15 protein-coding genes are annotated in these 17,873 nt (G+C 61.7%); 10 read left to right on the plus strand and 5 right to left on the minus strand.

Annotation, left to right across the window (positions count from 1 at the left end):
* Nucleotides 1–120: 120 nt before the first annotated feature.
* The 4 genes from xylB to RCCGE510_RS16845 all read right to left on the minus strand — a co-directional run bounded on the left by xylB (nucleotide 121) and on the right by RCCGE510_RS16845 (nucleotide 5,662).
* Nucleotides 121–1,575, minus strand: a complete 1,455-nt coding sequence (xylB, locus tag RCCGE510_RS16830; protein ID WP_007631844.1) for a xylulokinase — start codon at nucleotides 1,573–1,575, stop codon at nucleotides 121–123.
* A gap of 19 nt (nucleotides 1,576–1,594) precedes the next feature.
* Complete coding sequence (locus tag RCCGE510_RS16835) at nucleotides 1,595–2,617, minus strand: LacI family DNA-binding transcriptional regulator (RefSeq protein WP_007631847.1); 1,023 nt, start codon at nucleotides 2,615–2,617, stop codon at nucleotides 1,595–1,597.
* 207 nt (nucleotides 2,618–2,824) lie between these two features.
* Complete coding sequence (locus RCCGE510_RS16840) at nucleotides 2,825–4,420, minus strand: DHA2 family efflux MFS transporter permease subunit (protein ID WP_007631848.1); 1,596 nt, start codon at nucleotides 4,418–4,420, stop codon at nucleotides 2,825–2,827.
* 27 nt (nucleotides 4,421–4,447) lie between these two features.
* Nucleotides 4,448–5,662 (minus strand): HlyD family secretion protein, encoded by a 1,215-nt coding sequence (locus tag RCCGE510_RS16845; RefSeq protein WP_007631849.1) that lies wholly within the window; start codon nucleotides 5,660–5,662, stop codon nucleotides 4,448–4,450.
* Between the two features lie 151 nt (nucleotides 5,663–5,813).
* On the opposite strand from RCCGE510_RS16845, the gene RCCGE510_RS16850 reads away from it, so the two are divergent.
* The 5 genes from RCCGE510_RS16850 to lysS all read left to right on the plus strand — a co-directional run bounded on the left by RCCGE510_RS16850 (nucleotide 5,814) and on the right by lysS (nucleotide 11,730).
* Nucleotides 5,814–6,494, plus strand: a complete 681-nt coding sequence (locus tag RCCGE510_RS16850) for a TetR/AcrR family transcriptional regulator (RefSeq protein WP_007631850.1) — start codon at nucleotides 5,814–5,816, stop codon at nucleotides 6,492–6,494.
* Nucleotides 6,495–6,608: 114 nt separating this feature from the next.
* Nucleotides 6,609–7,448: an AraC family transcriptional regulator gene (locus tag RCCGE510_RS16855; RefSeq protein WP_007631852.1), complete on the plus strand. Its 840-nt coding sequence runs from the start codon at nucleotides 6,609–6,611 to the stop codon at nucleotides 7,446–7,448.
* Nucleotides 7,449–7,767: 319 nt separating this feature from the next.
* Complete coding sequence (locus tag RCCGE510_RS16860) at nucleotides 7,768–8,517, plus strand: TerC family protein (protein ID WP_007631853.1); 750 nt, start codon at nucleotides 7,768–7,770, stop codon at nucleotides 8,515–8,517.
* Between the two features lie 239 nt (nucleotides 8,518–8,756).
* Nucleotides 8,757–10,211: a glutamate--tRNA ligase gene (gene gltX, locus RCCGE510_RS16865; protein WP_007631854.1), complete on the plus strand. Its 1,455-nt coding sequence runs from the start codon at nucleotides 8,757–8,759 to the stop codon at nucleotides 10,209–10,211.
* A 22-nt stretch (nucleotides 10,212–10,233) separates the two neighbouring features.
* Nucleotides 10,234–11,730 (plus strand): lysine--tRNA ligase, encoded by a 1,497-nt coding sequence (gene lysS / locus RCCGE510_RS16870; protein ID WP_007631855.1) that lies wholly within the window; start codon nucleotides 10,234–10,236, stop codon nucleotides 11,728–11,730.
* A gap of 69 nt (nucleotides 11,731–11,799) precedes the next feature.
* On the opposite strand, the gene RCCGE510_RS16875 is transcribed toward lysS, so the two are convergent.
* Complete coding sequence (locus RCCGE510_RS16875; RefSeq protein ID WP_037079032.1) at nucleotides 11,800–12,534, minus strand: hypothetical protein; 735 nt, start codon at nucleotides 12,532–12,534, stop codon at nucleotides 11,800–11,802.
* Nucleotides 12,535–12,713: 179 nt separating this feature from the next.
* On the opposite strand from RCCGE510_RS16875, the gene RCCGE510_RS16880 reads away from it, so the two are divergent.
* The 5 genes from RCCGE510_RS16880 to RCCGE510_RS16900 all read left to right on the plus strand — a co-directional run bounded on the left by RCCGE510_RS16880 (nucleotide 12,714) and on the right by RCCGE510_RS16900 (nucleotide 17,867).
* Nucleotides 12,714–13,622 carry a LysR family transcriptional regulator gene (locus tag RCCGE510_RS16880; protein ID WP_007631857.1) on the plus strand — a complete coding sequence of 303 codons (909 nt, stop codon included), beginning with the start codon at nucleotides 12,714–12,716 and terminating at the stop codon, nucleotides 13,620–13,622.
* 119 nt (nucleotides 13,623–13,741) lie between these two features.
* The gene (locus RCCGE510_RS16885) at nucleotides 13,742–14,902 is read left to right on the plus strand and encodes an ABC transporter substrate-binding protein (protein ID WP_007631859.1); all 1,161 of its coding nucleotides are present in this window, start codon (nucleotides 13,742–13,744) and stop codon (nucleotides 14,900–14,902) included.
* Nucleotides 14,903–15,119: 217 nt separating this feature from the next.
* Nucleotides 15,120–16,106 (plus strand): ABC transporter ATP-binding protein, encoded by a 987-nt coding sequence (locus RCCGE510_RS16890; RefSeq protein ID WP_007631861.1) that lies wholly within the window; start codon nucleotides 15,120–15,122, stop codon nucleotides 16,104–16,106.
* Nucleotides 16,103–17,065 (plus strand): ABC transporter permease, encoded by a 963-nt coding sequence (locus RCCGE510_RS16895; RefSeq protein WP_007631863.1) that lies wholly within the window; start codon nucleotides 16,103–16,105, stop codon nucleotides 17,063–17,065. The genes RCCGE510_RS16890 and RCCGE510_RS16895 overlap by 4 nt, the downstream gene beginning before the upstream one ends.
* A complete protein-coding gene (locus RCCGE510_RS16900; RefSeq protein WP_007631865.1) occupies nucleotides 17,055–17,867 on the plus strand; it encodes an ABC transporter permease in 813 nt (270 codons plus the stop codon). The genes RCCGE510_RS16895 and RCCGE510_RS16900 overlap by 11 nt, the downstream gene beginning before the upstream one ends.
* Nucleotides 17,868–17,873: the final 6 nt, after the last annotated feature.

Here is a 17,873-nt window from a genome sequence, read left to right on the forward strand (position 1 = left end):
GCCTGCCGGCACCTTCTCCCCGAGGGGGAGAAGAGACTCGCTGCGGCGCCTCTTTTCCCTTCTCCCCTCGGGGAGAAGGTGGCCCGAAGGGTCGGATGAGGGGGCCGCTGGCTCGAATTCTCAATGCGCCAACGATTTGATCGCCGGATAGAGTGCGCGGTAGCGCTTGTAGGCATCCTCATAAGCGCCGCTCAATGCAGACACCGGCTCGATGGTGCCCGATGTCACCGGCGGCGTGCAGACGGCAATCGGATCTGCCCCGGTTGCTGCGATCAGGCCGAGGCGGGCGGCGCCGAAGGCCGCACCGAAATCGCCGTCGGCCGGCAGGTCGACCGGAACGCCGAGCGCGGTCGCGATCGACGCCAGCCAGTAATGCGAGCGCGAACCGCCGCCGATCGCCGTAACGCGGGAGATGCCGGTACCGGCCGAGCGCAGCGCTTCGAGATTGTCGCGGATGGCGAAGGCCACACCTTCGAGCACCGCCTGGGTGAGCACGACACGGCTGCTTTCATGTTCGAGGCCGATGAAGGCGCCGCGGATGACGGCATCATTGTGCGGCGTGCGTTCGCCGGAGAGATAGGGAAGAAAGCTGACGCCGGCCGGCGCCTTCAGCGTCTCGCCGAGTTCTCCGGTCAGCTCGGCGGCCGATTTGCCGGTGACCCCGGAATGCCAGTTGAGCGCATCGGTGGCCGACAGGATGACGCCCATCTGGTGCCAGGTGTTCGGCAGCGCGTGGCAGAAGGCATGCACGGCGCTTTCCGGCTTCGGCAGATAGGAGCCGTTGGCGGCAAAAAGCACGCCTGATGTGCCAAGCGAGACGAAGGCAGCGCCATCGCTGACCGTGCCCATGCCGCAGGCCGAGGCCGCATTGTCGCCCGCGCCGCCAGCAACGACGGCGTCGCCGGAAATGCCCCATTGCGCCGCCAGTTCAGACCGCAGCTTGCCGGCCTGCTCGGTGCCTTCGACAAGTGCCGGCATCTGCTCTCTGGAAAGATTGGTGGCCGCGAGCAGTTCAGACGACCAGGCGCGCTTGCCGGTGTCGAGCCAGGAGGTGCCGGCCGAATCCGACATTTCGGAGATATATTCGCCGGTCAGCCAAAGACGTAGATAGTCTTTCGGCAGCAGCACCTTGGCGATCCTGGCGAAAACATCGGGCTCATGCTTCTCGACCCAGGCGAGCTTCGGCGCCGTAAAGCCGGGAAAGACGATGTTGCCGGTGAGGGCACGAAAGCGCGGGTCGGCATCGAGGGCCGCAGCCTCGACGTGGCTGCGCGTGTCATTCCAAAGGATGCAGGGACGCAGCACCTTATCGGTGGCATCGATAAGCGTCGCGCCGTGCATCTGGCCGGAAAGGCCGATGCCCTTGACCGCAGCCAACTCCTTCGGATGTTTCGCCTTGAGGCCGGCGACAGCCTCCTCCGTCGCACGCACCCAGTGGGCCGGCTCCTGCTCCGACCAGCCGGAATGCGGACGCGAGACGTCGAGCGAACCATTGGCCGAGCCGACGATCTTCTGATCGCCGTCGATCAGCATCGCCTTGACGCCGGAGGTTCCGAGATCGAGACCGAGATACATGAGGTATTCTCCTTTGCCGTTACGGCAGATTGTCCTTCAGAAATATGTCGAGGCGAATGCGCTCCTGCGCTTCGATGACGGCAAGCCCGTCCGCCTTGGCTTTCAACACACGAATGGCGCTGCGCACCTCATGGCCGGCGTCCTGGTTGAGGATCGCATCGATCGTATTGTCGACGAGCGCTGCGCGCGTATGGGCGGTGAGCTCATGGGCGATGACAGTCAGCGTCCGGTCGACAGTCTTCTCCTTCAGCGCCCGGATCAGGCCGCGATTGCCGGCGCCAAGGCTGTAGACGCCGATGATCCCGGCATTCCCAAGCGCGTCGGCAACGAGCCTATGGGCGACCTCGGGGTCGTCGCGGCCTTCGAGCACCGGCAGGATTGCAAGATGCGGAAACTCCGCGGCCATGACTGCGGCAAAGCCCTCCAGCCGCTCGCGATGGTCGCGCACCAGCATGGAGCCGGCAAGCACGGCGATCTCGCCCTTTCGCGGCCCGAGAAAGCGGCCGAGCAGGCGGGCCGCTGTGCGGCCGGCCGCGATATTGTCGACGCCGGCGTAGTGATGGCGCAGCGAGCCGGTGAGATCGGAAACCAGGGTGACGATGGGAAAGCGCTCGCGCACCAGCTTGTCGACGGCGGCGCGCACTTCAGGCGCATCGGTCGCAACCATCGCAATGCCGCAAGGTTTCTCCCGGGATAACTCTTCCAGCACCGAGACGAGGGCGGCCGGATCGAAAGCCGGAACCTCGATCGTGCGAATATCGGTACGCTCAGCCGGCGAGCGCAGCACCGCCTGTCGGATCTCGGCATTGAGCCCGTGCATGAAGGAATTGTCGCTGGCCGGAAGGATGAAGACCAATGGATAGGTACGCCCTTTGGCGAGATTGGCGGCGGCAACGTCTCTGATATAACCGAGCTCGCGGATTGCCGTCTCGACCTTCTCCCGCGTGACGTGACGCACACCGGGGCGCTGGTTGAGAACCCGGTCGACAGTCGCGAGACTGACACCGGCGGCAGCGGCGATATCGTGAACCGTGGGCCTCATCGTTCCTCCTGACGAGACCATTAGCGCCAAATTTGATGTACGTAAATCAAAAAATCGAACAGGCCGATCGGCGTAGTGTTTTCCGCCACCGCAGGTCCGCTTGGGACTGTCCGACCGAGGATGACATGCTGATGACATATGAGTTGGAAAACGGCAAATAAAAAGGCCCTCCGGAGAGGACCTTTTCATGGGGCGGCAGGCCGGAGGTCAGTGGCCGCCACCGCCTCCCCCGCCTTGCGGCGCAGGTTTCTTGATCATGGCGACACCGAGAATCATCGCAACGAAAAGTGCGGTCAGGATGAGGAAAACGTCGCTGAAGGAGAGGACGACCGCCTGCTTGGTGGCAAGACCGACCATCTGCTTGATCGCGACCGAGGCGCCATCCATGCCGTAGGTGTTAAAATTGGCGGCCATGTTGTTCATCTGGTCGATTGCCGCCGGATTGCCCCAGTCCATATTCTCCCGCAGCCGTTCGTAGTGCACGTCCTGCCGGTTGGTGAGTACGGTGTTGATGACAGCGAGACCGACAGCGCCGCCGAGGTTTCTCGTCAGGTTGAACAGGCCGGATGCGCCGCGGATGCGCGACGGCGGCATCGTACCGAGCGCGATGTTGTTGATCGGCACCATGCACATCATCAGCCCGAAACCGCGCAGAATCTGCGGGATGAACAGTTCGTAGAAATCCCAATCCGCCGTCAGGTGTATCATGATGTATGTGCCGGCGGCGAAGCTGGTGAAACCGATCACCATCATCAGGCGCAGGTCCATCTTCGTCGACAGCTTGCCGGCGATCGGCGCGGTGAAGAACATCGCAAGCCCGGAGACGAACATCGTCTGGCCGATCATCAGCGAATCATAGCCGCGGATGCGTCCAAGGTAGACTGGGTAGATGTAGGTGAGGCCATAGAGGCCGATGCCCATGACGAAGGAGAAGATCGAGCCGAAGGAGAAATTCCGGTTCGAAAAGGCCTTGAGGTCGACGACGGGGAAGTCCACCGTGAAGGCGCGATAGAAGAAGATAATAGCCGCAACGCCGGAGGCGACGGCTGCGATGGCGATGGAACTGTCATTGAACCAGTCGTTCGAATTGCCCTCTTCGAGCACATATTCCATCGCGCCGAGGAAGATGCCCATCGAGAAAAGTCCCCACCAGTCGAACTTCTTGAAAAGCGACAGTTCCGGCTTGTCGAAATCGATGAAGTTCCAGGTGACGATCGTGACGATGATGCCGGGAACGATATTGACGAGGAACAGCCAGTGCCAGGAAAAGGCATGGCTGAGATAACCGCCGACGGTCGGACCGATGGTCGGCGCCAGCGTCGCGATCAAGCCGATGATCGGCGAAACGATGCTGCGCTTCGACGCCGGAAAGATGGTGAAGGCCGCCGCGAACACCGACGGGATCATGCCGCCGCCGATAAAACCCTGGATGGCGCGGTAGACGATCATCTGGTCGATATTCGTCGCCGTCGCCGCAAGCGCGCTCGCCATGGTGAAACCGGCAGCCGAGATTGCGAAGAGATAACGCGTCGAGATGATGCGCGCCAGCGTGCCCGAAAGCGGGATCATGATCACTTCGGCGATGAGATAGGCCGTCTGCACCCAGCCGACTTCGTCGCTGCCGGCCGAAAGGCCGGCCTGGATTTCGGCTAGCGAGGCCGAGACGATCTGAATGTCGAGGATCGACATGAACATGCCGAGCACCATCGCGAAGAAGGCGATGAGCTTCCTCGGATCCATGTGATCCTCGGCGTGGGCGGGCGCTGCCGGAATCGTCCCTGCTGCTGTCGCACTACCGGCCATCGGACCACCTCCGCCTTTTCTAAAGGCTTACTTGCTCGGCGCCGTGCGGGTGTCGACGTCGACGACGACGCTGAGGCCGGCGCGCAGACGGCCGCTGTCGAGCGCATCCTGCGGCAGCGCGATGCGCACCGGCACCCGCTGGATCACCTTGGTGAAGTTGCCCGTGGCATTTTCCGGCGGCAGGAGCGAGAAGACCGAGCCGGAAGCCGGCGAGATCGATTCGACGGTGCCGACGACGGGATTGTCGTCATAGGCGTCGACATGGACGTTGACCTTCGAGCCGGGAACCAGATGCTGGATCTGCGTTTCTTTGAAGTTGGCGTCGATATAGAGCTGGCGCACAGGGACGAGCGCCATCAGGCGCTGGCCGGGCGAAACGAGATCGCCCTCCTGGACCGAGCGGTTGCCGACGATGCCGTCATAGGGCGCCTTGAGCACGGTGAAGGAGAGGTCGCGGGCGGCCTTGTCGCGCGAGATTTCCAGCGAACGGACCGAGCCTTCGGCCTCCTTGCGCTGCGCCTGGAGAATGGTGATGTTGGCCTGCGCAGCAGTGATGTTGGCATCGCCGCCAGCAAGATTGGCCTTGGCCTGGTCGAGAGCGATATTGGCGTTGTCGAGATCGGCGGCAGTGCCGACCGACTTCGCCTGCAAATCGCTCTGGCGCTTCTGGGTGATCTCGGCACCGCGAACGGCCGCTTCGAGTGCCACCTTCTGCGCCCGCGCCTGCACGAGGCTGGCATTGGCGCCTTCGATCTGCGCGTCGATGCGCTGCAGCGAAAGCTGTTCGGTGGCGATCTGGGCCTCAGCCTGATCGAGGGCGTTCTGATAGTCGCCGTTATCAAGCGTGGCAAGCACGTCGCCCGCTTTGACTTCCTGGTTGGCGACCACATTCACCTTCGCGACGTAGCCCGTGACCTTCGGCGAAATCGTTGCAATATCGCCCTCGATATAGGCGTCGTCAGTCGACACCATGAAGCGGCCGTTCGTCCACCATTCGTAACCATACCAGCCGCCGCCGGCGAGAAGAGCAAGCACGACGATCGGCAGCACCGGGCTACGGCGCTTCTTCGCAGCCGCGGGCGCTGCGACCGAAGCCGGCGCCGACTGCGCGGGGGCAGATGGCTTCTCGCGAGCTTCCGCCGTCGGAGCTTCTGCAACTGCAGCGACTTCAGCTTTCGCCTCTTCGGCTTCGGCGTTTTCGCTGACGATCCGCGCGACGCTGCTTTTCTGGTTGCTCGACATGGCCACTTTACCGATCTTGAAGTAAATAATCGAACTGAACGGTTCGGTTCAGTTGACTTAAACCTGTTCTACCGTCATATCAAGATGTATAGAACCAATCGGTTCGATTTCTTTAAAGAAAAAACGAAACCGTGAACACGGTTAAGGAAAAATGACGCTGAAACCCGACCACGCCGCCGTCTTCAGCCCTCCCGTTGGAGGAGGCCGATTTGCCGCGGGCGAAGATCCGGCCAAGCGCCAGCAGATACTCGCCGGCGCCAAGCGCGTCTTCATGAAGATGGGCTTCGACGCCGCCAGTATGAACGACGTGACGCGCGAGGCCGGTGTCTCCAAGGGGACGCTCTACGTCTATTTCACCAACAAGGAAGAATTGTTTTCGGCGATGATCGAGGCCGAGCGCGCCGCCTTTGTGGCGGCCGTGCGCACGGCGCTTGCCGAACATGACGATCCCGAAGCCGGTCTGTACGAATTCGGGGTAAGTTTCGTCACCCATATGACAGATGAAAAGGTCATCAGCGCCATGCGCACCGTTCTTGGCGTGCGCGACCGCATGCCGGTGCTCTGTCAACGCTTCTTCAAGGGCCCGGAAAACCTGCGCACCATCATGCGCGACTTCCTGGAACGGCACATCGCCGAAGGCAGGCTCGAAATCGACGATATCGATCTGGCCGCCGGCCAGTTTCTCGACCTCGCCAGCGGCAGTTTCTTCAAGCTCCGCCTGTTCGGAACCATGGAAGAGCCGCCGCATCGCGACGAAATCGAGCGCGTCATCTGCGGCGCCATCCGGGTCTTCATGGCCGCCTACGGCGCCCGCCGACACGAGACCGCCTGACCCACCTCTGCCCCACCCTTGACTGCCGCGCTCCATCGGCCAAAATCCCGCAACGACGATCAAACCCGGCTTTCGGCTTTACTCTAGAGAAGAGCTGCAACTAGGGGAGTGAGGATGAGCGCCGTTGGACGGGCGATCTGGTTCATCGAGAGCCATTTCGAAAACGATCTGTCGCTGGAAGTGATATCCGAAACAGCCGGATTGTCGCATTACCACCTGTCGCGCGTTTTTGGGCTCGTCACCGGCCACTCGATCAGCAGCTACATAAGAGGGCGGCGCCTCAGCCGCGCCGTGCCCGCATTGATCGGCGGTTCATCCACCATTCTCGAGGTTGCGCTTTGTGCGGGCTATGGCTCGCACGAGGCTTTCACCCGTGCCTTCCGCGACCAGTTCGGCGTGACGCCGGATGCTGTACGCCGGCAGGGGCACGCCCGTAACCTTGTCTTGCTGGAGCCGATCAGAATGGACCCCACCCACCTCAACGACCTCGAACCGCCCCGCTTCGAAACCCTTCAGCCGATGCTGTTTGCCGGCTTGCAGGAAACCTACCCCTATGGCGGCAACGCCGCCATCCCTTCTCTCTGGCAGAAGTTCAATGCCCATTTCGGCCATATCTCAGGACAGAAAGGCAATGTCGCCTACGGCATCTGCAACCATATCGACGGCGAGGCGGAGAAATTCCGCTATATGGCCGCCGCGGAAGTCGCCGACGCCGGTGATCTGCCGGCGGATTTTGCAACACTCAAGCTTCCCGGCCAACGTTACGTCGTCTTTGCCCACCGCGGCCATGTCTCCGGTATTCCGCTGACCATGAACCGGATTTTCGGCACATGGTGGCCGACCTCCGGTCTGGAGCATGGCGCCGCGCCAGACATGTTCGAACGCTACGATGAGCGCTTCGACCCCTATACCGGCATGGGCGTCACCGAAATCTGGCTGCCGATCAGAGCATGATGCCGAAAAGTCCGAGTAGTCTTCGGACGACATCATGCTCTAACTCTTTAATTTAGAACAGGATGGTTTAAGGCCGACCTGGCCTTAAATCATTCTGTCTAAAGCATGTCGCGCAAAAGTGTGCCGCGGTTTTGCGCTAACGACATGCGTAAAAACAAAGACCTAAAGCGCGAGGAGCGAATCTGAAAGATCGCGACGCGCTTTAGGGAATAAAAGTCACATCGATTTCGTATACCCCCTTGCGGCGCTTGCGTAGCAGGCCACGGACACTACATTGCGCGCGTCATTCACGCATGTGACGCAAGAGGGATATACGCTTATGCAGGAAATCATGACGCTCATTCAGGATCCGGCCGCCTGGGTGGCGCTCATCACGCTGGTGGTGATGGAAGTCGTTCTTGGGATCGACAACCTGATCTTCATTTCCATTCTCACCAACAAACTGCCGCCCGAGCACCGGGAGAAGGCTCGCAAGATCGGCATCGGTCTTGCGCTCGTTATGCGCCTGGCACTCCTCGGCACCGTCGCCTGGATCGTGCAGCTGACCGAACCGCTGTTTGAGGCTTTCGGACACGGCTTCTCCTGGAAGGATCTGATCCTGATCGCCGGCGGCTTGTTCCTGGTGTGGAAAGCCACCAAGGAAATTCACCACAGCGTCGATCCTGTAGACCAGCAGGAGGATTTCATCGCCAAATCCACCACGACAGGCTTCGCGTCGGCGATTGGCCAGATCCTGCTGCTCGACCTGGTCTTCTCGGTCGATAGCATCATCACCGCCGTCGGCATGACGCCGCATCTGCCGATCATGGTGGTCGCCGTCGTCGCCGCCGTCACGGTCATGCTGGTTGCTGCGACCCCGCTTGCCAACTTCATCGAGAGGAACCCGACGATCGTCATGCTGGCGCTCGCCTTCCTGCTGATGATCGGCACAACGCTGATCGCCGAAGGCATGGGCTTCCATGTGCCGAAGGGTTACGTCTACGCCGCCATGGCCTTCTCCGCGCTGGTGGAGGTGCTGAACATGTTCGCGCGCAACGCCCGCAAGCGCAAGCGCGAAGGCGCACATTGAGGTTGAAGCGAGAAGGCGCGGCGAAACCGGCGCGCCTTCCCTCCCACCGGGCCTTTGCAGGCGTGGTTTTTCTTGACGCGCCCTGTTGAATATGGCCTAAGGCCAGCCGAACGGACGATCGGCGGATAGTGCGGGCATATGCCCTTTTCGGCCGGTTTGCCGATGAAGATATCTGCATCCTTCGGCCGAACGTTGCTTTCCCCGGAAAGCCGTCCGGCGTTCATTGACGGGCCATACCAATGACAACTTCCGGCGTCCGCGTCCGCATCGCTCCCTCGCCGACCGGCGAGCCGCATGTCGGCACCGCTTACATCGCTCTCTTCAACTACCTTTTCGCCAAGAAGCACGGCGGCGAGTTCATCCTGCGCATCGAGGATACCGACGCGACGCGCTCGACCCCGGAATTCGAGACGAAGGTGTTGGACGCGCTGAAATGGTGCGGCCTGGAATGGAAGGAAGGCCCCGATATCGGCGGTCCCTACGGCCCCTATCGCCAGTCCGACCGCAAGCCGATGTACCAGCCTTACGCCGAGGAGTTGCTGGGCAAGGGCCATGCTTTCCGCTGTTTCTGCACGCCCGCGCGCCTCGAACAGATGCGCGAAACCCAGCGCGCCGCCGGCAAGCCGCCGAAATATGACGGCCTCTGCCTCAACCTGACGGCCGAGGAAGTCACCTCGCGTATGGCCGCCGGCGAGACGACCGTCATCCGCATGAAGATCCCGACCGAAGGCTCCTGCGATTTCACCGACGGCGTTTACGGCGATGTCTCCATCCCCTGGGATTCCGTCGACATGCAGGTGCTGGTCAAGGCCGACGGCATGCCGACCTATCACATGGCCAACGTCATCGACGACCATCTGATGAAGATCACCCATGTGGCACGCGGCGAGGAATGGCTGGCTTCGGTTCCGAAGCACATCCTGCTCTATCGCTATTTCGGCTGGGACCAGCCGGTCTTCATGCATCTGTCGCTGATGCGCAATGCCGACAAATCGAAATTGTCGAAGCGCAAGAACCCGACCTCGATCTCCTATTATTCCGCGCTCGGCTATATCCCCGAAGCGTTGATGAACTTCCTCGGCCTCTTCTTCATCCAGATCGCCGAAGGCGAGGAGCTGTTGACGATGGATGAGCTCTCCGAGAAGTTCGACCCGGAGAACCTCTCCAAGGCCGGCGCGATCTTCGACATCCAGAAGCTCGACTGGCTGAACGGCCGCTGGATCCGCGAGAAGCTGTCGGAAGAAGAGTTCCGCGGCCGCGTGCTGAGCTGGGCGATGGAAAACGACCGCCTGATGGCCGGCTTGCGCCTGTCGCAGACGCGTATCTCAAAGCTCGGCGAGTTGCCCGATCTTGCTGGTTTCCTGCTGAAGTCCGATCTCGGCCTGCAGCCTTCCGACTTCGCCAAGATCAAGTCACTGCCGGAAGAGATCCTGGAGATCCTCAACACCGTTCAGCCGGATCTCGAAAAGATCCTGGAATGGAATGTCGAGACGATCGAAGCCGAACTGCGCGCGATTGCCGACCGCATGGGCAAGAAACTGAAGGTAGTGGTCGCGCCGCTTTTCGTCGCCGTGTCCGGCTCGTCGCGCTCGCTGCCGCTTTTCGATTCCATGGCGATCCTCGGCCGCTCCGTCGTGCGCCAGCGCTTGAAGCTCGCCTCGCAGGCCGTCGCCGCCCTCGTCGGCTCGAAGTAAGAACAGTCAGAGGATTTCGACAATGGCTGACAACAAGACCGAAACCACCCTTTCCTCCGACGCGACTGAGGTGCGCGCCCAGAAGCTGAAGCTGCTGCGCGAGCAGATCGGCGACGTCTATCCGGCACATTTCCACCGGACGATGACCAATGCCGAGCTCGGCGCAAAATACGAATCTCTGGAACCCGACGTCGAGACGCAGGACGTCGTCACCGTTGCCGGCCGTGTTTATTCCTCGCGCAACTCCGGCATGTTCATGGACATCCACGACGCCGGCGGCAAGATCCAGATCTTCAGCCATAAGGATACGACGCCCGAAGAGGCCCGGGCGCTGCTGCCGATGATCGACATCGGCGACATCATCGGCGTCACCGGAATCGTGCGCCGCACCAAGCGCGGCGAACTGACGATCAACGCCCAAAAGATCGAAATGCTGACCAAGTCGCTGTTGCCGATGCCCGAGAAGTGGCACGGCCTCTCCGACATCGAACTGCGTTATCGCAAGCGCCATCTCGACATCATGACCAACGAGGATTCGAAGCTTCGCTTCCAGCAGCGCTCGAAGATCGTCTCCGGCATCCGCCGCTTCATGGAGAATGACGGCTTCATGGAAGTCGAGACGCCGATGCTGCAATCGATCTATGGCGGCGCCACCGCCGAGCCGTTCAAGACGCATCACAACACGCTGAAGCTCGACATGTACCTGCGCATTGCGCCGGAACTGTTCCTGAAGCGCACACTGGTGTCCGGGCTGACCGACAAGGTCTTCGAGATCAACCGGAACTTCCGTAACGAAGGCGTCTCCACCCGGCACAATCCTGAATTCACGATGATGGAATGTTACTGGGCCTATGCCGATTACGAGGACATGATGGACCTCGTCGAGCGGCTGTTCGAGACCCTGGCGCTCTCCATTCACGGCACCACTGAATTCGATTTCGGCGACAAGCGCCTGTCCTTCAAGGGACCGTTCAAGCGTGTGCCGATGCCGGATGCCGTCAAGGAAGTGACCGGCATCGATTTCCTGGCGATCAAGACCGACGAGGAAGCACGCGCCGCCGCCAAGGCTGCCGGCTTTGAAGTCGAAAAGGATTGGACCTGGGGCGAATGCCTCGCCTTCATCTTCGAGGAAAAGGTTGAATCGACGTTGATCCAGCCGTCTCACGTCACGCATTTCCCGAAGGACATCTCGCCCTTCGCTAAGGAAGTGCCGGGCGAACCGCGCCTCGTCGAGCGCTTCGAGACCTATTGCAATGCCTGGGAACTCGGCAACGCCTTCTCGGAGCTGAACGATCCCGAAGAGCAGCGCCGCCGCATGGTCGAGCAGCTCGAACAGGCGCATGCCCGCGGCGAAAAGGAAAAGCAGCTGGACGAGGAATTCCTCGATGCGATCGACCAGGGCATGCCGCCGGCCGGCGGCCTCGGTATCGGCGTTGACCGCCTCATCATGCTGCTGACCAACGCGCCGTCGATCCGCGACGTCATCCTCTTCCCAGCCCGCCGCAACAAAGCCGACTGACGGAAATAAAATATCGAAACAAAATAAGCGGAGTGCCTGCCGGCGCTCCGCTTTTTTTATGATGTGCGCTCAGTGGGTCTTGGCGGGTTCCGCCGGCGGTTCTTCGGCCGGTGCCTCCGCGACGACGTCAGCGCCGCTGCTCTCCGTAGCAGGCGCGGCTTCGGCCGCCGGTGCTGCGTCATGTGCGCCGCCTGCGGCCTTCTTGCCCTTTTCCCCGTTCTTCGTGGAGCCAACCGCGACCGGGTCGACGCAATCCTCGGGATCCTTGAAAGCAGAACTGATCATGGCGATTTCGTCGGAGGGCATATCTATGCGCTCGCCGAAGAACAGGCCGTTTTCGCTGGCCTTGCCGTCATAGTAGCGCGCCGTATAAGGCTTGTCGTCTAGGCCGGGAACGGTCTTGTCGGGATGCGGGATATAGACGACGTCGGCGCCGATCGCTCGGCCGCGGATGTCGGCGCGCAATGTCGGACCGTTCTCGTCGAGCACCACCACCTGGACCAGATCCGGCTTCTGCGCTTCGTAAACGGCTTGGGCTACGCGAAGCGCGGTTTTGACGCGCGTCATCCCATCGGTCGGTTCGGTCTTGATGTATTTGCGTACCCAGATGTGGTCCTGCTTCCGGATCGTCACCAGGTTGACGTCGCTGCATTCGAGCCCGTAGCCACCACCGGCAGCACCCATCAGCCTGTCCTTGCCGACATAAACGGCCGCGCCGCCGGAAACGCCCGCCAGAAGAGCGACTCCACCGATGATGATTGCCAATTTCCGGGAAGGCCGGAACATGCGCAGTAAGGCCTTCACGCCAACTGCTCCGCCATCTGAAACTCCAACGCAGGACAAGTGCTGATAATGCTAAGGAAATGACGTTTCCGAAAGTTTAAGTGAGGGAGCGAAGCCTGCGCCATTTTGAGAAAACACCAAAAAAGGTCCGCTTTTTCCGGCCGCTTGCCACGGCCTGTTCCGCCATGCTCTAAACGCCCATGGCCTTCACGCTTCGCCAGGTTCAATATTTCGTCGCCGTCGCCGAACAGGGATCGGTAACGCGCGCCGCGCAGAACCTGTCGATCTCGCAATCCTCGGTGACGGAAGCGCTGAAGGAGCTCGAAACCGACCTCGGCGTTACGCTCTTCGAGCGCCACCCGCGGGGCCTGACGATCACCCATGACGGCCACCAGTTCCTGCGTCACGCGACGAAGATCCTCGCCTCTGTTTCCGATGCGCGCACCAGCTTCTCCGGCCAGCAAAGCACGCTTTCCGGCACGCTGAACATCGGCGTCACTTCGCTTGTCGCCGGCTACGTGCTCTCCGACCTGCTGGCGCGATACCGGCGTGCCTGCCCTGGCATCGAGGTCAGCGCCATCGAGGACAATGGCGGTTACCTCGAGCATCTCCTGGTCGGCGGCGAACTCGATGTCGCCGTCATGGTGATATCGAACCTGCGCGACCGCATGGCGCTGCAGGCCGAGATCCTCGAAACCTCGCCCTATCGGCTCTGGCTGCCGATGGGCCACCCTCTGGTGTCGGCCGACATCATCTCGGTCGCCGACATCGCCCGCGAACCGCTGATCATGCTGACGGTCGACGAAATCGAGGAGAATACCGGCAAGCTGCTCTCGGCCCTCGGCGCCCGCCCGCATGTCGCCTTCCGCACTCGATCGGTCGAGGCGGTGCGCAGCCTGGTTGCCACGGGCGCCGGCGTGGCGCTGCTTCCCGATCTCGTCTACCGCCCGTGGTCGCTCGAAGGCGACCGTATCGAAAGCCGCGACGTCTCCGGCTCGCTGCCGGTCGTCCAGGTCGGCATGGTCTGGCGCAAGGGCTCCAGCCTGCCGCGGGCGGCACGCGATTTCGTCGGCATCGCCGAAAGCCTGCGGTCGGGGCGCATCCGCTGATATCGGAATTTCCGATAATGCCTTTCTGATAAATGAATTTGCGAAAGCGGCCTTTTCGCGTCACTTTTTCATCCGGGAACAAACCGCCACTAAAGTGGCACCAGACCGGGAGACGGATGATGACACATCTCTTGAAATCCTGCACGGCAGCGCTCGCCTGCCTGAGCTTCGCGACGCAGGGCATCGCCGCCGAACCGCTGAAGGCGCTCGGCAAAGGCGAAGGTGCCGTCAGCATCGTCGCCTGGGCCGGCTATATCGAGCGCGGCGAAACGGATAAGAACTACGACTGGGTGACCGATTTCGAAAAGCAGACCGGCTGCAAGGTTTCCGTCAAGACCGCCGCCACCTCGGATGAAATGGTATCGCTGATGAACGAGGGCGGCTTCGATCTCGTCACGGCATCGGGCGACGCCTCGCTCCGCCTCATCGCCGGCAAGCGGGTCCAGCCGATCAACACCGATCTGATCCCGAGCTTCAAGACCGTCGACGAGCGTCTGCAGAAAGGTCCGTGGTATACGGTCGGCGACGTCCACTACGGCGTGCCTTACCTCTGGGGGCCGAATGTGCTGATGTACAATACCGATGCCTTCAAGGATAAGGCGCCGACCAGTTGGAACGTCGTCTTCGAAGAGCAGACGCTGCCGGACGGAAAATCGAACAAGGGTCGGGTTCAGGCTTATGACGGCGCGATCTATATCGCCGACGCCGCCATGTATCTGATGGCGCACAAGCCGGATCTCGGCATCAAGGATCCCTACGAGTTGACCGAGGACCAGTACAAGGCTGCACTCGATCTGCTGCGCGGCCAGCGCAAGCTCGTCTCCCGCTACTGGCACGACGCGATGATCCAGATCGACGACTTCAAGAACGAAGGCGTCGTCGCCTCCGGCTCCTGGCCCTTCCAGGTGAACCTGCTGCAGGCCGACAAACAGAAAATCGCCTCGACTTTCCCCGACGAGGGCGTCACCGGCTGGGCCGACACCACCATGCTGCACGCCGACAGCGAACATCCGAACTGCGCCTATATGTGGATGGAACATTCGCTGCAGGCCAAAGTTCAGGGCGATGCCGCCGCCTGGTTCGGCGCCGTGCCTTCCGTTCCGGTCGCCTGCAAGGGCAACGAACTGATGGGAGACGCCGGCTGCGCCACCAACGGCTTCGATCATTTCGACAAGATCAAGTTCTGGAAGACCCCGGTCGCCAAATGCACGACGCAGAGCGAATGCGTGCCTTATCATCGCTGGGTATCGGATTATATCGGCGTGATCGGCGGGCGGTGAACCCGAGCCGTTCGCGGGACAAACCCCTCCCCAACCCCTCCCCACAAGGGGGAGGGACTCCGAGTGGCGCCGCCGAATTCCTGCCGAAACACCAAGGTATCTGCGAAAGGGGTACGGCAGATTAAGCCCCTCCCCCTTGTGGGGAGGGGTTTGGGGCGGGGTCTTCATCAACCAAGACCGAAGCCCTCTCTAAACATCGCAAGACCCGGAGCTCCCCATGACGTCAGCCGTCCGCTTCCAGCAGGTATCGCGCCATTTCGGCCAGGTTCGCGCCGTCGACGGCGTCGACCTCGAGATAGCGCCCGGCGAATTCTTCGCCATGCTCGGACCGTCAGGTTCCGGCAAGACGACCTGCCTGAGATTGATCGCCGGCTTCGAGCAGCCAAGCGCGGGTCATATCCAGATCTTCGGCGAGACGGCCGACGGCATTCCGCCCTATCGCCGCAACGTCAACACCGTGTTTCAGGACTACGCACTGTTCCCGCATCTCAACATCCTCGACAATGTCGCCTACGGGCTGATGGTCAAGGGCGTCGGCAAGACAGAACGGATGAAGGCTGCCGGCGAAGCCCTCGATCTCGTCAAGCTGCCGGGCTATGGCGCCCGCCGTCCCGGTCAGCTCTCCGGCGGCCAGCGGCAGCGCGTGGCGCTCGCCCGCGCGCTCGTCAACAAGCCGAAGGTGCTGCTGCTCGACGAGCCGCTCGGAGCGTTGGACCTGAAGCTGCGCGAGCAGATGCAGGAGGAGTTGAAGAGCCTGCAGCGCGCGCTCGGCATCACCTTCGTCTTCGTGACGCATGATCAGGGCGAAGCGCTGTCCATGGCCGATCGCGTCGCCGTCTTCAACGATGGCAACATCGTTCAACAAGGCACGCCGCAGGATATCTATCGTTGCCCGAAGACCCGCTTCGTCGCCGATTTCGTCGGCTCGTCGAACGTGATTGCGCCTGACCTCATGGCGCTCCTCGGCGGCGAGAAGCGCTGGGCAAGCCTCCGCCCCGAGGCGATCCGCCTGGCAGGCGACGGCATCGAGGCAAAAGTCGAAAATGCAAGCTTCCTCGGCGCTGCCACCCGTCTCGGCGTCGAACTCAGGGGCAGCCGGCTGCACGTCATGCTGCCGGCGGGCGCGCCGGTGCCCGAGGTCGGCGCCGGCATCCGCCTCGCCTGGCAGCCTGCAGATATTCATTACATGGATGACGCGGCATGACGGCGCTCACCCTGTCAGGCGGCAAGACATCGATCCGTCCGGGACGCGGCGGCCTTTTCGGCCGGCTGTCGGACGCCTTCTGGCGGCACCCGAAACTGCTGCTCTTCCTGATGCTGACGCCGCCGCTGCTTTGGCTCGGCATCATCTATATCGGCTCGCTGATCGCCCTGCTGCTGCAGAGCTTCTTCTCGATCGATGATTTTTCCGGGCTGGTGAATTACGAGTTCACCCTCTCGACCTATGCCCAGTTGCTGAGCCCGACGAATTTCGACATCATCATCCGCACCGTCGTCATGGCCACACTGGTCACCATCGCTGCCGCGCTCATCGCCTTCCCGATCGCCTATTATGCGGCGCGATATGCGCAAGGCAAATGGAAGGCGCTCTTCTATCTAGGCATCATGCTGCCGCTCTGGTCGAGCTACCTCGTCAAGATCTACGCCTGGAAGCTGATCCTCGCCAAGGAAGGCATCCTCACCTGGATCTTTGCAAAGCTCCATCTCTCCTGGCTGCTCGAAGGTATCCTGGACCTGCCCGTCGTCGGCGGCAATTCGCTGTCGGTAAGCTATCTCGGCACCTTCATCGTCTTCGTCTATATCTGGCTTCCCTATATGATCCTGCCGACCCAGGCCGCCCTCGAGCGTGTGCCCGGCAACCTGATCGAGGCCTCGGCCGATCTCGGCGCCACACCACGGCAGACCTTCCGCACCGTGCTGCTGCCCTTGGCGCTCCCCGGCATCGTCGCCGGTTCGATCTTCACCTTCTCGCTGACATTGGGCGATTACATCATCCCGCAGATCATCGGCTCGTCCAGGCTCTTCATCGGCCAGGCCGTCTACGCCCAGCAGGGAACGGCCGGCAACGTGCCGCTCGCCGCCGCCTTCTCCGTGGTGCCGATCGTCATCATGGCGCTCTATCTGTCGCTCGCCAGGAAAATGGGGGCCTTCGATGCGCTCTGACCTCAAAAGATCGCCACTGGCCTTGAAGATCGCCGCAGCCGTCGGATTGCTCTTCCTGCACCTGCCGATCCTGCTGATCTTCGTCTATGCCTTCACGACCGAGGAAAAGAGCTATCAGTGGCCGCCGCCCGGTCTGACGCTGCAATGGTTCACCGTCGCCTGGAACCGGCCGGATGTCTGGTCGGCGCTTGGCCTGTCCGTGCAGGTCGCCGTCATCGCCACCGCGATCGCGCTTCTCCTCGGCACGCTCTGCGCGGCAGCCGTCAGCCAGACGAAGTTTTTCGGCCGCGAGGCGATCTCGCTGCTGGTTATCCTGCCGATCGCTCTTCCCGGCATCATCACCGGCATTGCGCTGCGCTCCGCCTTCAGTCTTTTCGACATTCCGTTTTCGGTGTGGACCATCGTGCTCGGCCACGCCACCTTCTGCGTGGTCGTCGTCTACAATAATGCGGTCGCCCGCTTCCGACGCACCTCCGGCTCGCTGATCGAGGCTTCGATGGATCTCGGCGCCGACGGCTTCCAGACCTTCCGTCATGTCATCCTGCCGAATATCGGCACCGCCCTTCTTGCCGGCGGCATGCTCGCTTTCGCGCTGTCCTTCGATGAGGTCATCGTCACCACTTTCACCGGCGGCCAGCAATCGACTTTGCCGATCTGGATGCTGGAAGAACTCATCCGCCCGCGTCAGCGCCCGGTCACCAATGTGGTCGCCATGGTCGTGGTGCTCGTCACCTTCCTGCCGATCCTGGCAGCCTATTACCTCACCCGCGACGGCGATAAGATCGCCGGTGCGGGCAAATAACAGGGA

It is taken from the genome of Rhizobium sp. CCGE 510, from assembly GCF_000292525.1.
Classification (GTDB): domain Bacteria; phylum Pseudomonadota; class Alphaproteobacteria; order Rhizobiales; family Rhizobiaceae; genus Rhizobium.

Bases quoted from the DNA above. Each gene is read 5' to 3' on its own strand.
- RCCGE510_RS16880 (WP_007631857.1), top strand. From the start codon at position 12,714: ATGGCCTTCACGCTTCGCCAGGTTCAATATTTCGTCGCCGTCGCCGAA.
- RCCGE510_RS16860 (WP_007631853.1), top strand. From the start codon at position 7,768: ATGCAGGAAATCATGACGCTCATTCAGGATCCGGCCGCCTGGGTGGCG.
- RCCGE510_RS16900 (WP_007631865.1), top strand. From the start codon at position 17,055: ATGCGCTCTGACCTCAAAAGATCGCCACTGGCCTTGAAGATCGCCGCA.
- gltX (WP_007631854.1), top strand. From the start codon at position 8,757: ATGACAACTTCCGGCGTCCGCGTCCGCATCGCTCCCTCGCCGACCGGC.
- RCCGE510_RS16855 (WP_007631852.1), top strand. From the start codon at position 6,609: ATGAGCGCCGTTGGACGGGCGATCTGGTTCATCGAGAGCCATTTCGAA.
- RCCGE510_RS16840 (WP_007631848.1), bottom strand. From the start codon at position 4,420: ATGGCCGGTAGTGCGACAGCAGCAGGGACGATTCCGGCAGCGCCCGCC.
- lysS (WP_007631855.1), top strand. From the start codon at position 10,234: ATGGCTGACAACAAGACCGAAACCACCCTTTCCTCCGACGCGACTGAG.
- RCCGE510_RS16895 (WP_007631863.1), top strand. From the start codon at position 16,103: ATGACGGCGCTCACCCTGTCAGGCGGCAAGACATCGATCCGTCCGGGA.
- RCCGE510_RS16835 (WP_007631847.1), bottom strand. From the start codon at position 2,617: ATGAGGCCCACGGTTCACGATATCGCCGCTGCCGCCGGTGTCAGTCTC.
- xylB (WP_007631844.1), bottom strand. From the start codon at position 1,575: ATGTATCTCGGTCTCGATCTCGGAACCTCCGGCGTCAAGGCGATGCTG.
- RCCGE510_RS16890 (WP_007631861.1), top strand. From the start codon at position 15,120: ATGACGTCAGCCGTCCGCTTCCAGCAGGTATCGCGCCATTTCGGCCAG.
- RCCGE510_RS16845 (WP_007631849.1), bottom strand. From the start codon at position 5,662: ATGTCGAGCAACCAGAAAAGCAGCGTCGCGCGGATCGTCAGCGAAAAC.
- RCCGE510_RS16885 (WP_007631859.1), top strand. From the start codon at position 13,742: ATGACACATCTCTTGAAATCCTGCACGGCAGCGCTCGCCTGCCTGAGC.
- RCCGE510_RS16850 (WP_007631850.1), top strand. From the start codon at position 5,814: ATGACGCTGAAACCCGACCACGCCGCCGTCTTCAGCCCTCCCGTTGGA.